The 17018-nt window shown below is 38.9% G+C and carries 17 protein-coding genes and 1 riboswitch; of the genes, 12 read left to right on the top strand and 5 right to left on the bottom strand.

Annotated features, from left to right (window positions below):
- The first annotated feature begins 250 nt into the window (after positions 1 to 250).
- Positions 251 to 1681, top strand: a complete 1431-nt coding sequence (locus tag MKX82_RS17705; protein ID WP_445738848.1) for an NAD-dependent succinate-semialdehyde dehydrogenase — start codon at positions 251 to 253, stop codon at positions 1679 to 1681.
- A 136-nt stretch (positions 1682 to 1817) separates the two neighbouring features.
- Entirely contained in the window at positions 1818 to 2444 is a 627-nt protein-coding gene (locus MKX82_RS17700) for a cysteine hydrolase family protein (protein WP_341078864.1), read from the top strand.
- A gap of 90 nt (positions 2445 to 2534) precedes the next feature.
- Here MKX82_RS17700 and MKX82_RS17695 read toward each other — a convergent pair whose 3' ends face one another.
- The gene (locus MKX82_RS17695; protein ID WP_233315700.1) at positions 2535 to 4235 is read right to left on the bottom strand and encodes a methyl-accepting chemotaxis protein; all 1701 of its coding nucleotides are present in this window, start codon (positions 4233 to 4235) and stop codon (positions 2535 to 2537) included.
- A gap of 243 nt (positions 4236 to 4478) precedes the next feature.
- Here MKX82_RS17695 and MKX82_RS17690 point away from each other — a divergent pair, with 243 nt between their 5' ends.
- From MKX82_RS17690 to galU, 7 genes are all read left to right on the top strand, one after another.
- Positions 4479 to 4988, top strand: a complete 510-nt coding sequence (locus MKX82_RS17690) for a cupin domain-containing protein (protein ID WP_341078859.1) — start codon at positions 4479 to 4481, stop codon at positions 4986 to 4988.
- 121 nt (positions 4989 to 5109) lie between these two features.
- A complete protein-coding gene (locus MKX82_RS17685) occupies positions 5110 to 6846 on the top strand; it encodes a phospho-sugar mutase (protein ID WP_341078857.1) in 1737 nt (578 codons plus the stop codon).
- Positions 6847 to 7062: 216 nt separating this feature from the next.
- A complete protein-coding gene (locus MKX82_RS17680; RefSeq protein WP_341078851.1) occupies positions 7063 to 7407 on the top strand; it encodes a single-stranded DNA-binding protein in 345 nt (114 codons plus the stop codon).
- Between the two features lie 38 nt (positions 7408 to 7445).
- The gene (locus MKX82_RS17675) at positions 7446 to 7607 is read left to right on the top strand and encodes a hypothetical protein (protein WP_233315696.1); all 162 of its coding nucleotides are present in this window, start codon (positions 7446 to 7448) and stop codon (positions 7605 to 7607) included.
- Between the two features lie 302 nt (positions 7608 to 7909).
- On the top strand, positions 7910 to 8791 hold the full coding sequence (locus MKX82_RS17670) for an ABC transporter permease subunit (RefSeq protein WP_233315695.1): 882 nt from the start codon (positions 7910 to 7912) through the stop codon (positions 8789 to 8791).
- Entirely contained in the window at positions 8784 to 9707 is a 924-nt protein-coding gene (locus MKX82_RS17665) for an ABC transporter permease (protein WP_233315694.1), read from the top strand. Before MKX82_RS17670 ends, MKX82_RS17665 begins: the two co-directional genes overlap by 8 nt.
- Positions 9708 to 9779: 72 nt before the next feature.
- The gene (galU, locus tag MKX82_RS17660) at positions 9780 to 10685 is read left to right on the top strand and encodes a UTP--glucose-1-phosphate uridylyltransferase GalU (RefSeq protein ID WP_233315693.1); all 906 of its coding nucleotides are present in this window, start codon (positions 9780 to 9782) and stop codon (positions 10683 to 10685) included.
- A 137-nt stretch (positions 10686 to 10822) separates the two neighbouring features.
- Here the strand turns inward: galU and MKX82_RS17655 are convergent, their stop codons facing one another.
- Entirely contained in the window at positions 10823 to 10978 is a 156-nt protein-coding gene (locus tag MKX82_RS17655; RefSeq protein WP_233315692.1) for an anti-repressor SinI family protein, read from the bottom strand.
- Between the two features lie 26 nt (positions 10979 to 11004).
- A riboswitch (cyclic di-GMP riboswitch) is annotated at positions 11005 to 11093 on the bottom strand.
- A 237-nt stretch (positions 11094 to 11330) separates the two neighbouring features.
- Here MKX82_RS17655 and MKX82_RS17650 point away from each other — a divergent pair.
- From MKX82_RS17650 to gloA2, 3 genes are all read left to right on the top strand, one after another.
- Positions 11331 to 12089, top strand: a complete 759-nt coding sequence (locus tag MKX82_RS17650) for a WecB/TagA/CpsF family glycosyltransferase (protein ID WP_233315691.1) — start codon at positions 11331 to 11333, stop codon at positions 12087 to 12089.
- Positions 12090 to 12269: 180 nt separating this feature from the next.
- On the top strand, positions 12270 to 13235 hold the full coding sequence (galE, locus tag MKX82_RS17645; protein WP_341078845.1) for a UDP-glucose 4-epimerase GalE: 966 nt from the start codon (positions 12270 to 12272) through the stop codon (positions 13233 to 13235).
- Positions 13236 to 13316: 81 nt separating this feature from the next.
- On the top strand, positions 13317 to 13703 hold the full coding sequence (gene gloA2 / locus MKX82_RS17640; protein WP_233315689.1) for an SMU1112c/YaeR family gloxylase I-like metalloprotein: 387 nt from the start codon (positions 13317 to 13319) through the stop codon (positions 13701 to 13703).
- 416 nt (positions 13704 to 14119) lie between these two features.
- Here gloA2 and MKX82_RS17635 read toward each other — a convergent pair whose 3' ends face one another.
- The 3 genes from MKX82_RS17635 to tagU form a co-directional block, all read right to left on the bottom strand.
- Positions 14120 to 15292 (bottom strand): CDP-glycerol glycerophosphotransferase family protein, encoded by a 1173-nt coding sequence (locus tag MKX82_RS17635; protein WP_341078843.1) that lies wholly within the window; start codon positions 15290 to 15292, stop codon positions 14120 to 14122.
- Position 15293: 1 nt separating this feature from the next.
- Entirely contained in the window at positions 15294 to 15686 is a 393-nt protein-coding gene (gene tagD, locus MKX82_RS17630) for a glycerol-3-phosphate cytidylyltransferase (protein WP_233315687.1), read from the bottom strand.
- 330 nt (positions 15687 to 16016) lie between these two features.
- Positions 16017 to 16946, bottom strand: a complete 930-nt coding sequence (gene tagU / locus MKX82_RS17625; RefSeq protein WP_233315686.1) for a polyisoprenyl-teichoic acid--peptidoglycan teichoic acid transferase TagU — start codon at positions 16944 to 16946, stop codon at positions 16017 to 16019.
- Between the last annotated feature and the right edge of the window lie 72 nt (positions 16947 to 17018).

Here is a 17018-nt window from a genome sequence, read left to right as displayed (position 1 = left end):
TGCTGTGAGCTTCTAGGCAGGGGATAGCCTGTGCAATCTGTTAAAATAGGATTGTATCTTATAAAACACATAAACCGAATTTAATGAAAATACATGCATCGGGTAACAGCTTTTTGGATTTAAAACCTCATCGAGTTTTTAAGATGAAAAGAGGTGTGCTTTAAGGAACGTAAATATGTGTACTTTAGCACAATGTTTTGGTAATCCAACAACTTAAATTGCCCGCATCCAAAAAGGAGGATTATATATGTTGTATATAAATGGAGAATGGTGTGAAGCGCTAGGCGGTGAAACATATCCTGTTCATAATCCGGCCACAGGAGAGCTGATTAAAGAAACAGCAAAAGGCGGAAAGGAAGATGCACAAATAGCTATTGGCGCTGCTAAAGAGGCGCTTAGTGCGTGGTCGAAGCTGACAGCAAAAGACAGGTATGTATATTTGAAAAAAGCGGCTGATTTACTTCGTGACCGTGTTGATCCATTAGCAAACACCATTACAACAGAGATGGGAAAACCTCTTGCAGAAAGCAGAGGAGAAGTGCAGCTTGCAGCAGAATACCTTGATTGGTATGCAGAGGAAGGAAAACGCATATATGGCGACACAGTTCCTTCCAGCTCTCCAACGAAGAGGATTCTTGTATTAAGGCAGCCAATTGGTGTCGTTGGCGCTATTACTCCTTGGAATTTTCCGATAGCGATGATACTAAGAAAGGTTGCCCCAGCTCTTGCAGCAGGCTGTACGGTAGTAATTAAACCGGCAGAGTCCACGCCGCTGACTGCCATTGAAGTCATGAAGGCTTTTCATGATGCTGGTTTGCCGAAAGGCGTATTAAATCTTGTTCACGGCATGCCGAAGGAAATTGGAGATGCGATGATGGAAAGCCCAGATGTTCGCAAGATAACATTTACTGGTTCAACTAAGGTAGGTAAAGAGCTTGCGAAGCGCGCGGCAGATACAATGAAAAAAATCTCGATGGAACTTGGCGGTCATGCTCCATTCCTTATCTTTGAAGATGCAGATTTGGAGAAGGCAGCAGACGGTGTGATTGCAAGTAAATTCCGCAATGCAGGCCAAACTTGTGTATGTACAAACCGTGTTTATGTACAGAAGAGCATCAGTGAAAAATTCGCTCAAATACTGACAGAGAAAATGACAGCACTGGTTGTTGGAAATGGGCTTGAGGACGGCATCACAATCGGGCCGCTCATCAATGAAAATGCGGTTAAAAAAACAGCTGAGCATGTTGAGGATTCTATCAAAAAAGGAGCGAAGCTGCTTACAGGCGGGAAAAAACCGGAAGGAGACCAATTCAAAAATGGTTTCTTCTATGAACCGACTATCCTAGCACATGCCACACATGATATGAAAATTGCTTCGGAAGAAACGTTTGGGCCGGTTGCTCCACTCTTTGATTTCGAAACAGAAGAGGAAGCAGTAGCATTAGCCAATAATACAGTCTATGGCCTTGCTGCTTATTTTTACACTAATGACGTTTCGCGAATCTTCCGCGTGTCTGAATCGTTGGAGTATGGCATCATTGGCATTAATGATCCGCTGCCAACAGTTGCACAAGCACCGTTTGGCGGCGTTAAGGAATCTGGTGTTGGCCGTGAAGGCGGTAAGTATGGAATTGAGGACTATTTAGAGTATAAATACTTGTCTCTTGAATTAAATATTTAAGTTTCAGGCTGATTACAAACAACTGCTTTAAGGTATTCACTCCTTCAAGCAGTTGTTTTTTTGTGGATACAGTTTAGCCTTTAACAAATACTAAGAAGGAGCAATGCTTAAATGACTTAGGAAAGGGTGAATATGGATGGGTGTAGAATGGAATCCAGCTCGAAGTGCACTTGTTATTGTCGATGTGCAAAACGACTACTGTCATAAAGAAGGAAGCTTGGCAAAGCAAGGCTTGGACGTCTCAATGGCGGAACAGATGATGCCAAATCTTCATAGAATGATACGTGCATGCAAGGAAAAGAACGTGCCGGTAATCTACATTCAGACAATTCATGAGGACAGTACAGACTCAAAGACTTGGGTAAAGCGATTAAAGGGTAAAAGCCAAACAGATCTTTGCCGCAAAGACACATGGGGTGCTGAATTCTTCCAATTAACTCCAGACGAAAAAGAGGATGTTATTGTGGTGAAGCATCGTTATAGTGCTTTTATCAACACAAGATTTGATTCTGTCCTCCGCGCCATGGAAATTGAAACATTGCTTATGGCAGGTGTCAGCACAAATATATGTGTGGAATCAACTGCCAGAGACGGCTTTATGCTTGATTATGATGTGCTTCTATTGTCTGATTGTACAGGCGCTTTCACCCGTGAAGCGTATGATATGTCATTAAAGACAATAAACCAGTTTTTTGGTACTGTAACTAGCTCTGAAGAAATTCTGAAAAGCTTAGATGTAAAGGTGCCAGTAGGACAGGCGTAGTCTTTTTTGAAATGTTCAAGCATACAATAAAAATAAGCACGAAAAACCCACAAAGGAAATATCCTTTGTGGGTTAAAATAGTTTCAGATTTTAGATTTTGAATTGGTTCACAACTGTCATCAGTTCTTCAGCCATGCCAGCTAATACTTGTGCGGAAGCCTTGATTTCTTCCATTGAAGCTAATTGCTCCTCAGTCGATGAAGCAACTTCCTCTGTATTATTGCCATTTACTTTTGATAATGTGGCAATTTCATCAGCAGAGGCTGTTACTTCTTTTACATAAGAAGCGATGCGCTGAATCGTTTCTGCCACCGCGCTGATTTTAGGTGTAACCATTTTTGTGCTGTTCAAAATCTCACCAAATGTAGCAGCAGTTTCTGTTGAGATTTTCACACCATTTTCTGCTTGTGACTTCGCATCATTTAATAGTTCAACTGATTCAGCAGTATCCTTTTGAATGCCGCTCAACAGTCTGGAAATATCCTTTGCTGATACTTGTGATTGTTCTGCAAGCTTGCGCACTTCATCTGCAACAACAGCAAAGCCTTTGCCGTTCTCTCCGGCTCTTGCAGCTTCAATAGCCGCATTCAATGCAAGCAGGTTTGTCTGTTCAGCAATATTGCTGATAATATCAATGATCGAACCGATTTCCTTAGACCTTTCAGAAAGAGAAGCGATAACACTATTGGAACGATTAACAGACTGAAAGATGGATTCCATTTGAGCCAAGGAGCTGCTGATAGAATTTGACCCCTTTTCTGCATTGCTAGAAGCTGTTTTGGAAAGCTCTGAGACAACATCTGTATCCTTCTCAATTTTAAGAATACCATTAAGGATGCCAGACAGAGAGCTGGAGTTATCGTTTGTTTTAGCAATTGTAATGTCTGTGCTGCTAGCAATCTGCTGAATGGAGGATGTGATGTTTTCCGCTGCCCGTGTTGACTGGTCGGCACTTGCATTCAGCTGTTCTGCACTTGAAGCAACATGGTCTGCATTGCTGGCAATTTTCGTAATCATGTCTTTTAAGCTGTCTTGCATTTGTGTAAATGATTCATTCAAGTGATAAATTTCATCTTTATTTTTAAGCAACAGCGGTTCTGTGTTTAAATCTCCGTCTGCGACTTGCTGCATTTTTCTTTGCAGCTTGCTGATTGGTTTTGTAATAAAGAGCGACTGGAACACACCTGCAGCAATAGCAATGACAGTTGCTGCAATGCTGACAATCAAGATGATAAGGGAACGGTTTTGCGCATCTTGTTGAGCTTCAGCTATTTTTGGTTCCATAATCTCGTTATTTAGCCATGTTATTAAGGAGGTGGTTCTGTCTAACATATTATTTGAAAGAGGTGTAATTGTTTCTAAGCCTTCAGCAATAGCTGCCTCTTTATTGGTGGACGGGCTTGACAGGCTGTTCATAACAGAGTTTGCATTTTGGAAGAATTCCTCATTCAGTTTTTGGATTTCATCGAGTCTGTCTTTTGTTTCTTTAAGTGTTGCGAGCTTTTTGCCTTTTTCAACAAGATTTTTAATATTGCTGTTTGCTCCATTTAGCTGGCTTTTAAATTCTGGTGTTTCATAAAGCATAAAGCCTCTGTAGCTTGCTACTTGCTGCGCTGTATTAGTTTTGATTTCATCACTGATAGTGCGCAGCTCAGCAACAGTGTTAATAAGATATTCAAAAGAATCTTCTGTTTTTTTGGAGCTGCTGTAAGAGTAATAGGAAGCAATGGTAAAAATGAGGGAAATGATAATAAAGCTTCCGATAAGTTTTTGTTTAATGCTGATGTTCATTACCTGTCCTTCTCCTTTAAGAAAAATAAGTTGTAGAAACGAAAACAAAGCACCGTATGTAAAGGGATAAAATTAGATCAAAAGGCGCTGTTCCTTTTCTTATGTGGGTTCTTTCTATATCGGCAAGAAAAATGGAATTTAAAGTATATTGATGAAAATACAAAAAACTTTTTTAATGCTTTAGTAGGAGTGATTTTTGCTTAAAGAGGGTATAGGGAAGGTAGAGAGGGGGAGTGGGCTAAGATGACTCGAGATATCACGCTCTACTACTTTGAGCCAAATGGCTTTATTCCTAATCATCCTAGATTTCCAGTCCTGCATTATAAGCGGGTGTTAAAAAATAGTGAACATAATATAGGGAAGATATTCCAATCTCATAACTGGAGAAACAGCTGGGTGGATGGAGTTTTCTCATACCATCATTATCACAGTAATGCCCATGAGGTGCTTGGGATAATGAAGGGTTCTGCTTTGGTGCAAATTGGCGGGGAACAAGGGAGCAAGCTTGTTCTTCATGCAGGTGATGTTCTGCTGCTACCTGCTGGAACTGGCCATAAGAAGCTGTCCGGGACTCTGGATTTGCAAGTCATTGGTGCATATCCTAACGGACAGGATTATAATACAAGAAGGGATACGGAGGAGGATTACCGTGCTGCTATTGCAGAAATAGAAAACGCTCCATTTCCCGAAGAAGATCCCATATTTGGTAAGCGAGGACCGCTGATTGAAATATGGACGAAAACTAAGGAGTAAATACCTAAATTAGTAAAGGGAAAACGATGGCTTCTGCCCCGGATTGCCCTTTACATATATACATATTTTAGGTAATGTTAAGACAGGTAAAAATATTAATTAAAGGTGGGAATCTGGCAATATGGTTTATCAAGATATAGTAGCAAAATGGGCTAGTTTTGAAGATTTAGAGCCAAATTTAAAAGCGCAATTGCTGGAATTGCAAAAATCTGAAAAACTGCTCGAGGATAGCTTTTACAAGCATTTAGAATTTGGCACTGGCGGAATGCGCGGCGAACTTGGCCCCGGCATCAACCGCATGAACATCTATACAGTGCGTAAAGCTGCCCAAGGATTGGGAAAATACATACTAGAACAAGGCAAAGAGGCGATGGAGCGCGGTGTGGCAGTAGCATATGACTCCCGTCACCAATCACCAGAATTTGCGTTGGAAGTTGCAAAAGTAGTGGGCAAGCTTGGTATCAAATCCTATGTATTCGAAGAGCTCCGCCCAACACCTGAGCTATCATTTGCAGTGCGCCACCTTAATACATTTGCTGGTGTCGTTATCACTGCAAGCCATAATCCGCCTGAATATAATGGCTTTAAAGCATATGGGGAAGATGGTGGGCAGCTGCCTCCGGAAGCCGCAGATGTGATTATTAAATATGTAAACGCAGTAGAAGATGAGCTTACAATCGAAGTGCTCGAAGAGTCTGAGCTATTAGAAAAAGGCTTATTGACATATATCGGAGCTGACGTTGATGCAGCTTATGTGGAACAGCTGAAAACTATTCAGCTTAACAAGCTTCCAGAAGCGGAAGATTTGAAAATCGTCTTCACACCGCTGCACGGTACGGCGAATAAGCCTGTGCGCGCAGGACTACATGCATTTGGCTTCGGCAATGTAACAGTTGTTAAGGAGCAAGAGCTGCCAGATGCAAACTTCTCTACAGTAAAATCTCCAAACCCGGAAGAGCATGCTGCATTTGAAATTGCTATCCGTTATGGAAAAGAAATTGATGCAGATATTCTTTTAGGAACAGATCCAGATGCAGACCGCCTTGGTGTTGCTGTGAAGGACTTAACAGGAGAATATACAGTTCTTACTGGTAACCAATTAGGAGCGTTAATGCTTGAGTACTTGCTGTCAGAGAAAAAAGCAAAAGGTATTCTGCCTGAAAACGGTATTGTTATTAAAACAATCGTAACATCTGAAATTGGAAGAACAATTGCAGAAGCATATGGTATTCCAACATTAGATACATTGACTGGCTTCAAATTCATTGGAGAAAAAATCAAAGAATTTGAACAAACTAATCAGCATACTTTCCTATTTGGATATGAGGAAAGCTATGGTTACTTGATTGGTGATTTCGTACGCGATAAAGATGCTGTGCAGTCAGCAATCTTTGCGGCAGAAGTTGCGGCGTATTACAAAGCAAAAGGCATGACATTGTTTGAAGGCTTGCTTGCAATCTTTGAAAAATACGGCTTCTACCAAGAAGGACTTGAATCTCTAACTCTTAAAGGAAAAGATGGCGCGGAGCAAATCTCTTACATTATGGATACATTCCGTCAAGATCCTATTTCTGAAGTGAGCGGGCTGCAAGTTGTTGCAATCGAAGATTATCAGACAAGCAAACGTACGGAGAATGTGAAGGAAATCCTAATCGATCTTCCAAAATCCAATGTTATTAAATACTATTTAGAAGACGGCTCATGGTTCTGCCTGCGTCCATCAGGAACGGAACCAAAAGCTAAATTCTATTTCAGTGTTACTAGCTCTTCTCTTGAAGAAAGCCAAGGGAAGCTGGCTCAGCTGAAAGCTGGCGTTATGGATAAAGTCCAAGCAGTAATCGCATCTTACGAGCAATAATAGAAGAAGCGGATAAAGCATTTATGCTTTATCCGTTTTTTTATATAAATTACCGAAAGATAAAATTTGCCCATAAAAACCTTTGATAATGTTAATTTTTCTAAAAGGAAACATGAGTTTTCTAACTGCTAACTTCTATTCCTATTAGGCTTACTGATTTTTCAATATTCTCCTCTTTTAGTATGATAAGCTTGCTAGGAAGAAAGGGGTGATCCATTGATAAATCAGGTCACATTAGTAGGGAGATTGACCCGTGATCCTGAACTGAAGCTAACACAAGGAGGTACTTCTGTCACTAATATTTTGCTTGCAGTTCAGCGAAACTATCGCAATCAAGCAGGTGAGTACGAAGCAGATTTCATTCCGTGCATTTTCTGGAACAAAGCAGCAGAAAATATCGTCCATTACTGCGGCAAAGGCTTTATGATAGCCTTAATCGGGAGAATCCAGACGAGAAACTATGAAAATGAAGAAGGAAAAAGAGTTTATGTGACGGAAGTGGTTGCAGAATATGTTCGGTTTTTGGAACCGAAAAATCAAGAGCAGCTCATTCCAACATGATGCCAAGACAATGAAGCGAAAAAGGAGGTGGCAAATGGATGAACAGCAGTGAAAATATGTCCGACTTGCTGTCCGCTTTAATTTCCATGCAAGCTAAAACACTAAAAAAAATGGAACAGCAAAATGTTCGGATTCGCCAATTAGAATATGTAATACAAGAGGAATTCTCCAAAACACAACGCTCCTTGCCTACACTCTAAAAAGCATATATTCCCAAAAAAGAAGTAGATTTCTCCCTCCCGTTTAAAGGTCGTTTTAAACAAAAACCTTCTTAAAGAGAATCAATCAAATCCCCATACCAACCCCAAATTTAAAGAGCGTCCAAAAAGAGACGCTCTTTTCTGTTATACAGATATAATGCTAAAGTAAATCTGTTCGTTTATTCTAAATTGTAAAAATCTTTATTGATAAGCACTAGAATTATATGGTAGATTAGTATGGTTGGTATTTAGTGAATCGAATTATATATAAAAATAGTAATTAACAGAACGGGAGGAATTTTATGAGAATATGGAAGGCAACCTTTGCCCAATTGCTCAGCCTCATTTTCTTGCTTGTGCTTGCTGCATTTCCTCTTGTTTTGTTCAGTGGGAACAGTGGAGAAATTGTATTTAATGTTTCTGGAGTTTTTGCCATCATAAAAGTTTTTTTCATAGGATTGTTTAGCGGAGATTCCTATTATTTTACCCAAGGAGATCGGTCTGTTTTTATCTTTACTGTTATTGGGGACAGTTTTGCCGATTCTTTTTATTATTTAATAATTGCTGGTATCAGTGTGCTTGCACTGACTTTTCTGCTCGGAATATGGTTTTGGAAGGTGAACGAACGCTTTTTTGGCAAGGTAATCAGCCTGCTAGGTATATTGCCTGATTTTATCCTTATATTGCTGCTGCAGCTGTTCGTAACCATTGTATATAAAAACTTTGGTATTAAGCTTGCTAAAGTGGCTTCCTTTGATTCGAATGATACAGCAGTTCTGCTGCCAATTATCACTTTGATTATTATTCCGCTGTTGTATGCCGTTAAAGCGTTAAATGAAAAAACAAAGGATGTGCTGACACAGGATTATATTCTTACAGCGATTGCTAAAGGGGTTAAGAAAAAGGATATTTACTTGTACCATGTTACAGCGAATGTGACCCCTTATTTAAAAGCAGATTTGCATAAAATTTTGGCAATTATGATCAGCAATTTATTCATTGTAGAATATATCTTTAACCTGAACGGAATAACGGCCTTGTTCTTTCAGACACAAGCTTATTTTGGCTATCAGTATAATTTGGTCATATTTTGCCTGGTAGCTTTGTTCTTGTTATATGGAGCAGTTTTTTTCCTGCTGTACATGCTTATTATTTTTATGGAAAGGATCTTGAAGTATGACTAAGAAATGGAATGTAAAGCTTGTCACAGGTCTGTTCCTATTAGCAGTGTTTGTGCTGATTGGTTTGTTCGGTTCTTATATTGCTCCATATCCTGCTGATTATAAGGTGAAGGTAGGATACATGGAGACAGATAATGGAAAAGAATTTGTTGCTCCGCCATTAGAACCATCAGAGCAATATTTATTTGGAACAGATAAATGGGGGAAGGATATATTATCCCTTATTCTTCATGGTGCTAAATATACAGTGTTTACGGTGTTAATTGTTGCTGCAGTCCGGCTTTTTGCAGGAGGAATTGCTGGTGTATTTGGCGGATTGGCTGCAAACGGAAGAAAAAGAAGCAAGCATGGACGAATAACACTATTAACAAGTATTCCGCCTGTTATCATCATTTATTTCATTATGCTCGGAATCAATATAAACCCAAGTCTGTCAACATTCTCTCTTATTATGATACAAGGAGTGCTAATGGCAGCACTTGGAGTGCCAGGTGTGTATAATGTTGTTTATTCAAAAACAGCCGAAATTAAAGAAAATCTTTTTATTATGGCTTCCGTCACACTTGGCGGGAACAAAAGCCATATTTTAAAAAAACATATCCTGCCTATTTTAAAAGGGGATTTTATCATTCTGTATTTGAATGAAACCATTCAGGTGCTGCATTTAATGGGACAGTTGGCGATATTTAATTTGTTTTTTGGTGGAACTGTGTTTCAGCCTGATTTCTCTACTTATATCTCTATGACAAATGAATGGTCTGGGCTGATTGGGCAGTCTCGTGCGTTTCTATCTTATACACAGTGGATTCTTATATATCCTTTACTAGCTTTTATGCTATTTCTATTTTCGTTCTATTTAATCTCCCAAGGCTTAAGTGAACAAAGCAGAAAAAGCCACCGGAAGAATCCCTATATCTAATAGTAGAAATGATAGTTTATCCTGATAGAAACAAGGGAAAAGAATCCTATAATAATTAGGAGGGAATACACCATGAAGAAAATTAGGAAGGCTATCATACCAGCAGCAGGACTTGGAACTAGATTTTTGCCTGCTACAAAAGCAATGCCAAAGGAAATGCTTCCTATCGTAGACAAGCCGACTATCCAGTACATAGTAGAGGAAGCGGTCGCTTCTGGAATTGAGGACATTATTATTGTCACTGGTAAAGGAAAAAGATCAATCGAGGATCATTTTGACAGTGCCAATGATTTGGAATGGAATCTTGAAGCAAAAGGCAAAGATGATTTGCTGAATAAAGTCCGATTTGCCTCTAATTTGGCTGATATCCATTATATCCGTCAAAAGGAGCCTAAAGGGTTGGGGCATGCAGTTTGGTGTGCAAGGAATTTCATTGGGGATGAACCTTTTGCCGTGCTCCTTGGAGACGACATTGTGCAGAGTGATGTTCCTTGCTTAAAGCAGCTGATTAATCAATTTGAGGAAACTCAGTCCTCCATCATTGGAGTTCAGCAAGTTCCAGAAGAAGAAACAGACCGATATGGCATTGTTGATCCTGGAGAGAAAGCAGGCAGAAGATATCAAGTGAAGAATTTCGTTGAGAAGCCGGAGAAAGGGACTGCGCCATCGAATTTGGCGATTTTAGGCAGATATATCCTGACACCGGAAATTTTTATGTTTTTAGAGAACCAAAAAACAGGTGCAGGCGGAGAAATACAGTTGACTGACGCTATTCAGCAGCTGAATCAAATACAGCGCGTCTTTGCTTATGATTTTGAAGGAGACAGATATGATGTCGGTGAAAAGCTTGGCTTTGTAAAAACGACCATTGATTTTGCACTTCAGAATGAAGAAATTAAAGATGAGGTTTATAAGTTTTTACATGACAGGATAGAGAAAACAAAGGGTAATAAGGCAAATGTGGAGCAATATGGATAAGAAGCACAGATAACGTTCTTTACGGCAAACATTTCATTATATGGAATGTTTGTCTTTATGTACATAAACTGTGCCATGCATGTTGCATATCCATAAGAGGTGTTTTTAAAAGATTGTTCAGAAAAGTAGTGTATAAACTATTTTAAATCTGGTTTTTGATTGGAAAGAAAAGCACTTACTTGTTTGCTAGTAAGTCCTAAGCGTTTGGCTTCAAGCACCAATTCAACCCACTCGCTATCTAGCTCTGCTGGATCTATCGTTTCTAGTTCTTTTACTGGTAACAAATTTAACACCGTAATAAAACCTCCTTATATTCTCATAAGGTGACCCAGCCATCATAGCAGTATGAGCTGCCTTAGATCTGTAGCTTTGCGTCCCATCTTTTCAGATGGTTTGCCTTTATCTTGGATAATTTGTTTTGTTGCTGTCTTAAGTTCAAGCATATTGCTAGTTTGAAAAGTCTTTTAAAAACACATGTATATTTTATCACTTTTTATTCACATATTAAAAGTTTTTAGTGAGGTAAAGTTTCGACAAAATCCAACAAAATGACTAGTTTCAGCAAAGAACCATGGGGATAATTGTAACATGCCTTAAATTTTTATATAATGAAGCTACACTATGCAAGGCAGGAGACATTACGAGATGGACAAGAAGTGGATGGGAAACATTGAGGTGAATGTTCTTCATACAAATGAAGCGATTGCCGCAATGACAGATAAATTAAAGGCATATGATAAAGCAAATGTATTTTTCCTGAACGATCATTGTTATAACTTAGCCCAGAAGGATAACGAATACTTAAACCTTCTTAACAGCAGTGAATTTTTGCTGAATGACGGAATCGGGATCGAAATTGGCGCTAAAATGTTTGGCTTTTCTTTTAAGGAGAACTTGAACGGCACAGACTTTATTCCGGCTTTGTTTAATAAGCTTAAAAGTCATAAAGATAGACAATATAATGTATATTTACTCGGAGCAAAGCCTGGTGTTGCTGAGGCGGCTCTGCATAGATTACAGCAGCAGTTCCCTCATTTGAACTTTGTTGGAGAACAGCACGGCTATTTTGATTCCGGCAGTGTAGCTGATGTTATTGCGGATATTAATGACAAGCAAACAGACATCCTTCTAGTAGGATTAGGAATGCCTATACAGGAAAAATGGATTGCTGAAAACAGGGAAAGGTTAAATTGCACGCTGGCATTTGCAGTCGGGGCATTTTTAGACTTTTCGTCAGGCAATGTTACAAGAGCCCCGGCTTTTTTTCGCAAGCTGCGTCTTGAATGGCTTTATCGAATGCTGAAAGAGCCGAAGAGATTATGGAAGCGTAACTTAGTCGGTCATGTGGAATTTTTTTATTATGTTTTAAAAAACAGAAAAAGAAAAATGCCGGCAGCTGGCTGACGAAAAAGGGGGGATGATGACATCCTTCCTTTTTTTCTAGGGAAATTCACACCTGTACAAAGTATGAAATAAGGAAAATTTGCCAATGAAAATTTTTTTCTAAATAGTCATGTGATAAAATGACAATATACGGGTATTAATAGATTGTGAGAAAAATTATGTATATAAAGGAGATTTAATATGATTCTAGTAGTAGGCGGAGCCGGCTATATCGGCAGTCATCTAGTAAAAGAACTAGTTGAAAAGGAAGAAGTCATCGTACTCGATAACCTGGCGACAGGCCATCAGGAATCTGTGGATGAAAGAGCAGTATTCATTAAAGGAGATTTAGGAAAAGAAGAAGATTTGGAGCCGATTTTTTCTAAATATCCAATTAAAGCAGTTATGCATTTTGCTGCGTTCAGCTTAGTCGGCGAATCAGTGCAAGACCCATATAAATACTATGAAAATAATGTTGCCAATACTTTAACATTGTTGAAGACAATGCTTAAATATAATGTTAAAAATTTCATTTTTTCATCAACAGCAGCTACATACGGTATTCCAGAAGATGAAATTATTTTAGAAAGCTCTAAAACCTCCCCAATCAATCCTTATGGAAAATCAAAGCTGATGGTAGAACAAATCTTAGCTGATTTTCATGCAGCATACGGATTGAACTATGTGGTTCTTCGCTACTTTAATGCAGCAGGTGCCCATGAGTCAGGAGCTATCGGTGAACAGCATGATCCGGAAACACATTTGATTCCGATTATCCTGCAGCATTTATTAGGACAAAGAGAGTCTATTTCTGTTTTTGGAACAGATTATCCGACAGAAGATGGCACATGTATCCGTGACTATATCCATGTAACAGATTTAGCAGCTGCCCATATTAAAGCAGTGGAGGCTCTTTTAGATGGCAGCAAACAGGCGGAAACATATAATCTGGGAAATGGTGTTGGCTATTCCGTTAAAGAAGTCATTGAAACATGTGAAAAGGTGACAGGCAAACAAGCTAATGTTGTTTTGGCTGAAAGACGAGCAGGAGACCCTGCAAGACTCATTGCCTCATCAAACAAAATCTATGAAGATCTTGGCTGGAAGGCAGAAAGAGGCTTAGAGACTATTATCGAAAGTGCTTGGGACTGGCATAAAAAAGCATGATGTTTGCTTTGGCGGAGGAATGCAGCTTGCATTTCTTCGCTTTTTTTACAGAATGAAACATATGGAAAAAGGAGCGATAATATGAAAGTCAACAAAGTGCATCATATAGCAATTATTTGCAGTGATTATCAAATTTCTAAATCATTTTATGTGGATATTTTAAAATTCAAACCAATTAGAGAAGTCTTTCGGGAAGAGCGTAATTCATATAAACTCGACCTTATGGTTAACGATGTTTATCAGCTAGAGCTATTCTCTTTTCCCAATCCTAAGAAAAGGCCGAGTTTTCCGGAAGCAGCAGGCTTGCGTCATATCGCATTTGAAGTGGATGACATTGCTGAAACAGTTTCCTATTTACAAAGTCAATCTATTGAAGTAGAAGATATTCGTGTAGATGAATTTACAGATAAAAAATTTACATTTTTTGCAGATCCAGATGGGCTGCCAATCGAAATTTATGAAAAGTGACAGCTTTCGCCCATTTTATTTTCCGCCCTTAAATTTAGAAAGAATACTTAATGTGTGCAAGATGAACTGCTTGTCCTGAGTAGTTAATAGTCTCCAGCTTCCTGCTTTTATTTTCATTTAGTATCATCCTTTCCTATTGGAAGTTTGTTTTCATATACTACTTATACCGCATTCGGACAAATAAGAAACAACAAAAATATCAACAAATGCTGACATTTTATTTCCCGAGAAATTTCGGGGAATTTCCTTATTCCAGCATGTTCTGCATTATTTCGTCAAAAAACCGACTAAAGGGAGCTTTAGTCGGTTTTTGCTGTAGACATTTTCAGGGGGGCGTTTAGAAGGAGGATGTTAATTTTTGATAGCTCCAATTAATATTTTCTACTATATATAGAAAAAAACGACTGAAGACAGCTTCAGTCGTTTAGCCATTCTATTATTAATGCAGCGACTTTTTCGCTGGACTGTCCTGTGGAATATTCGTTCCAGCGTTTATGGAATGTATCTATGCGATTTAAGTCATACTCATTTTTTGCCAGGATGTCTGCGAGCTCTGCTGTCGTATAGGCGACAGGACCTGGTACGAGTTTGTCATAGTCTGTCCAAAAACCTCTGTCCTTTGCATATTCTTCGAGATCATATGGGAAGAATATCATTGGTCTTCTCAAGAAAGAGTACTCGAATGGGATAGAAGAGTAATCCGTAATGAGCAGGTCGGTAATGAGAAGCAGTTCATTAATATAAGGATATTCTGAAACATCATAGACAGCAGCATCCATTTCAGGCAAGTGTGCCTTTTCTTTAATAGATGGGTGAAGTCTAATTAAGATGACAATGTCCTCACCAAGCCTGTTTTTCAATTGCTTTATGTCGAGGTTTGAATTTGTAATGCCATTATTTTCGCCTCTGAAGGTTGGAGCATATAATAGAATTCTTTTATTTTCAAACTGAGGGTACTCGCTATATATTTTTGTTATTGTTTCCTTTTTGCGTGTTTCGTCAAAAAAGATATCTGTGCGAGGTATTCCGGTATGCATTATTTGCCGTTCTTGAATTGAGAATGCTTCATGAAAAATATGATCCATCTCATGTGAGCCGGTAATTACATATTGAAACTGGCTGTATACATCCTTAAATCGCTGATTAGCTTTGCTTGTCCGATTTTGAATACTCGAATCCTTCAATCCGAAGGTTTTGATGGCACCGGCAGCATGCCAAATTTGAAGCACCTTAACATTTGGCTTGAATGTAATGCTTGAGAGGAAGCCGAAATAATTATCAAGAATAACTACTTTTGCAGTCGCAAGATGCCGAATTCCTGCCAAAAAGGCTTTAGGCTTTCGTGGTGTAAATTCAAGCACTTGACCAATTTGTTTTTCCTCGAGCATTTCTTTCGTTTGTGCTGTTGCTGCCAGAAAAATACAGCGTTTGTCGTCAGCAGTTTTCTTAAGTTCTTCATATATATGCATGCTGTTTTCAGGGAAAGACACACAAAAAACTATTTTCTTTTGTTGCGGGAATAGGCTGCTAATCCGAAACAACAAAGAAAATAGCGTTAAATACAAGGAAATCGCAAATTCCCTTATCATATTACTTTACCTTGAATAGGTCCTTCTTGATTTTAGAAGTAGAGATACCGACAGTTCTAGGCAGGTAAACAACTTCGCAATAATCTTTCAAGAAGTCGAACTTACCTTCCCAGTCATCGCCCATTACGAATACATCGATGTTATGGTCAACAACGTCTCTAACCTTTTGATCCCAATCATGTTCAGGGATAACTTCATCCACATAACGGATTGCTTCCAAAATCATTTTTCTGTTTTCATAGCTATGGTATGCTTTTTTATCTTTAATTGCATTGAATTCATCGCTGGACAGGGCAACTGTTAAATGATCCCCAAGTTCTTTTGCTCTTTTCAAAATATTAATATGACCCCAGTGCAATAAATCGAAGGTGCCATAAGTGATTACTTTTTTCATTTGTATCCTCCTAAATGTGAAGTTCCTTGTGCTTCTTATAATAACGGCTAGTCATTCTGTTATTTTATTTAGCAGTGTTAGTCAATGTGCATGGATTTTTGTCCAAGCGTTTTCTCATAATTACCTTAAATTTATGATTTATTGTTTCCCAATTACCTTATTTTAAAACCTTTCCCCCATTATGACAAGTATTTCTATATTAATCGCCAGCTGCTTTCATAAAATTGAAAAATTGCTGAAAAAAATGTCATCTAAACATATTTTCTGTCAAACAGTGTCATAAAGGCAAAGGGAAGGAGATAAGCAGCATATGCTTATCTCCTTCTAAGGTTAGTTTACTTTTAAATGGTCTTTTAGTTCCGTCTGGATGTTAGTTTTTTCTGCATCATCCACAATTAAATACCAAACGCCGTCAATTGTCTGGCCTGTGCCATTAATCGTTAATTGCTCGATGTTGCCGGCAGCTTGTTTATAATTCTTTTGGATATCTACCATTTCATCAAATGTAAGGTTTGTCTTAATGTTTTTGCTTAACGCAGCAAAGATATCATCGAAGTTAGTAAGCGAGTTTAAACTTGCCCCTTCCTTCAACACTGCTTGGATGATCATGCGCTGTCTCAGCTGGCGTCCGAAGTCTCCGCGAGGGTCTTCATAACGCATACGAGAGAATTTAAGTGCTTTTTCACCGTCAAGGGTAACCTGTCCTTCAGGGAAATGAACACCCTCATACGTGAAATCAAGGTCGTTATTAACAGTAACTCCGCCAACAGAATCTACAATATCTTTAAAACCTTCCATATTGATTTGCATATAATAATCAATTGGGATGTCCAGGAAGTTCTCAACAGTATCCATAGACATGGCAACACCGCCAAATGCATAAGCGTGATTGATTTTATCTGTTGTTCCGTGTCCGACAATTTCTGTCCGTGTATCGCGAGGGATGCTGAGCATTTTTACAGATTTCTTCTCTGGATTAACGGTCATGACAATCATCGTATCTGATCTACCGCTGTCTCCGTCGCGTTCATCGACGCCGAGCATCAATACTGAAAAAGGCTCCTGCTGCTCTAAACTTAACGTTTCTGTTCGTTTTGTTGTTTCCCTGTCAACAGGCTCGTGCATTGAGTTCACGGCATTTGATAGGGAATTATAAACCGTATATACATAAGCACCGATACCTATTAAAAGGATCAGCAGTATAATGCCAGTGATTCGCAGCCACTTTCGTTTCTTCTTTTTAGGTTTTTCCGACCTCATATTGGCTATACCTCCATATCTTGACAAATATTGATAAAACTACTTTTAAGATAGCAGAAATACGCGGGTTTG

This window comes from Niallia sp. FSL R7-0271, assembly GCF_038005785.1.
Lineage (GTDB): Bacteria > Bacillota > Bacilli > Bacillales > Cytobacillaceae > Niallia.
Note: the sequence above shows the minus strand (reverse complement) of the source record. Positions and strands in the feature narration are given on the sequence as shown.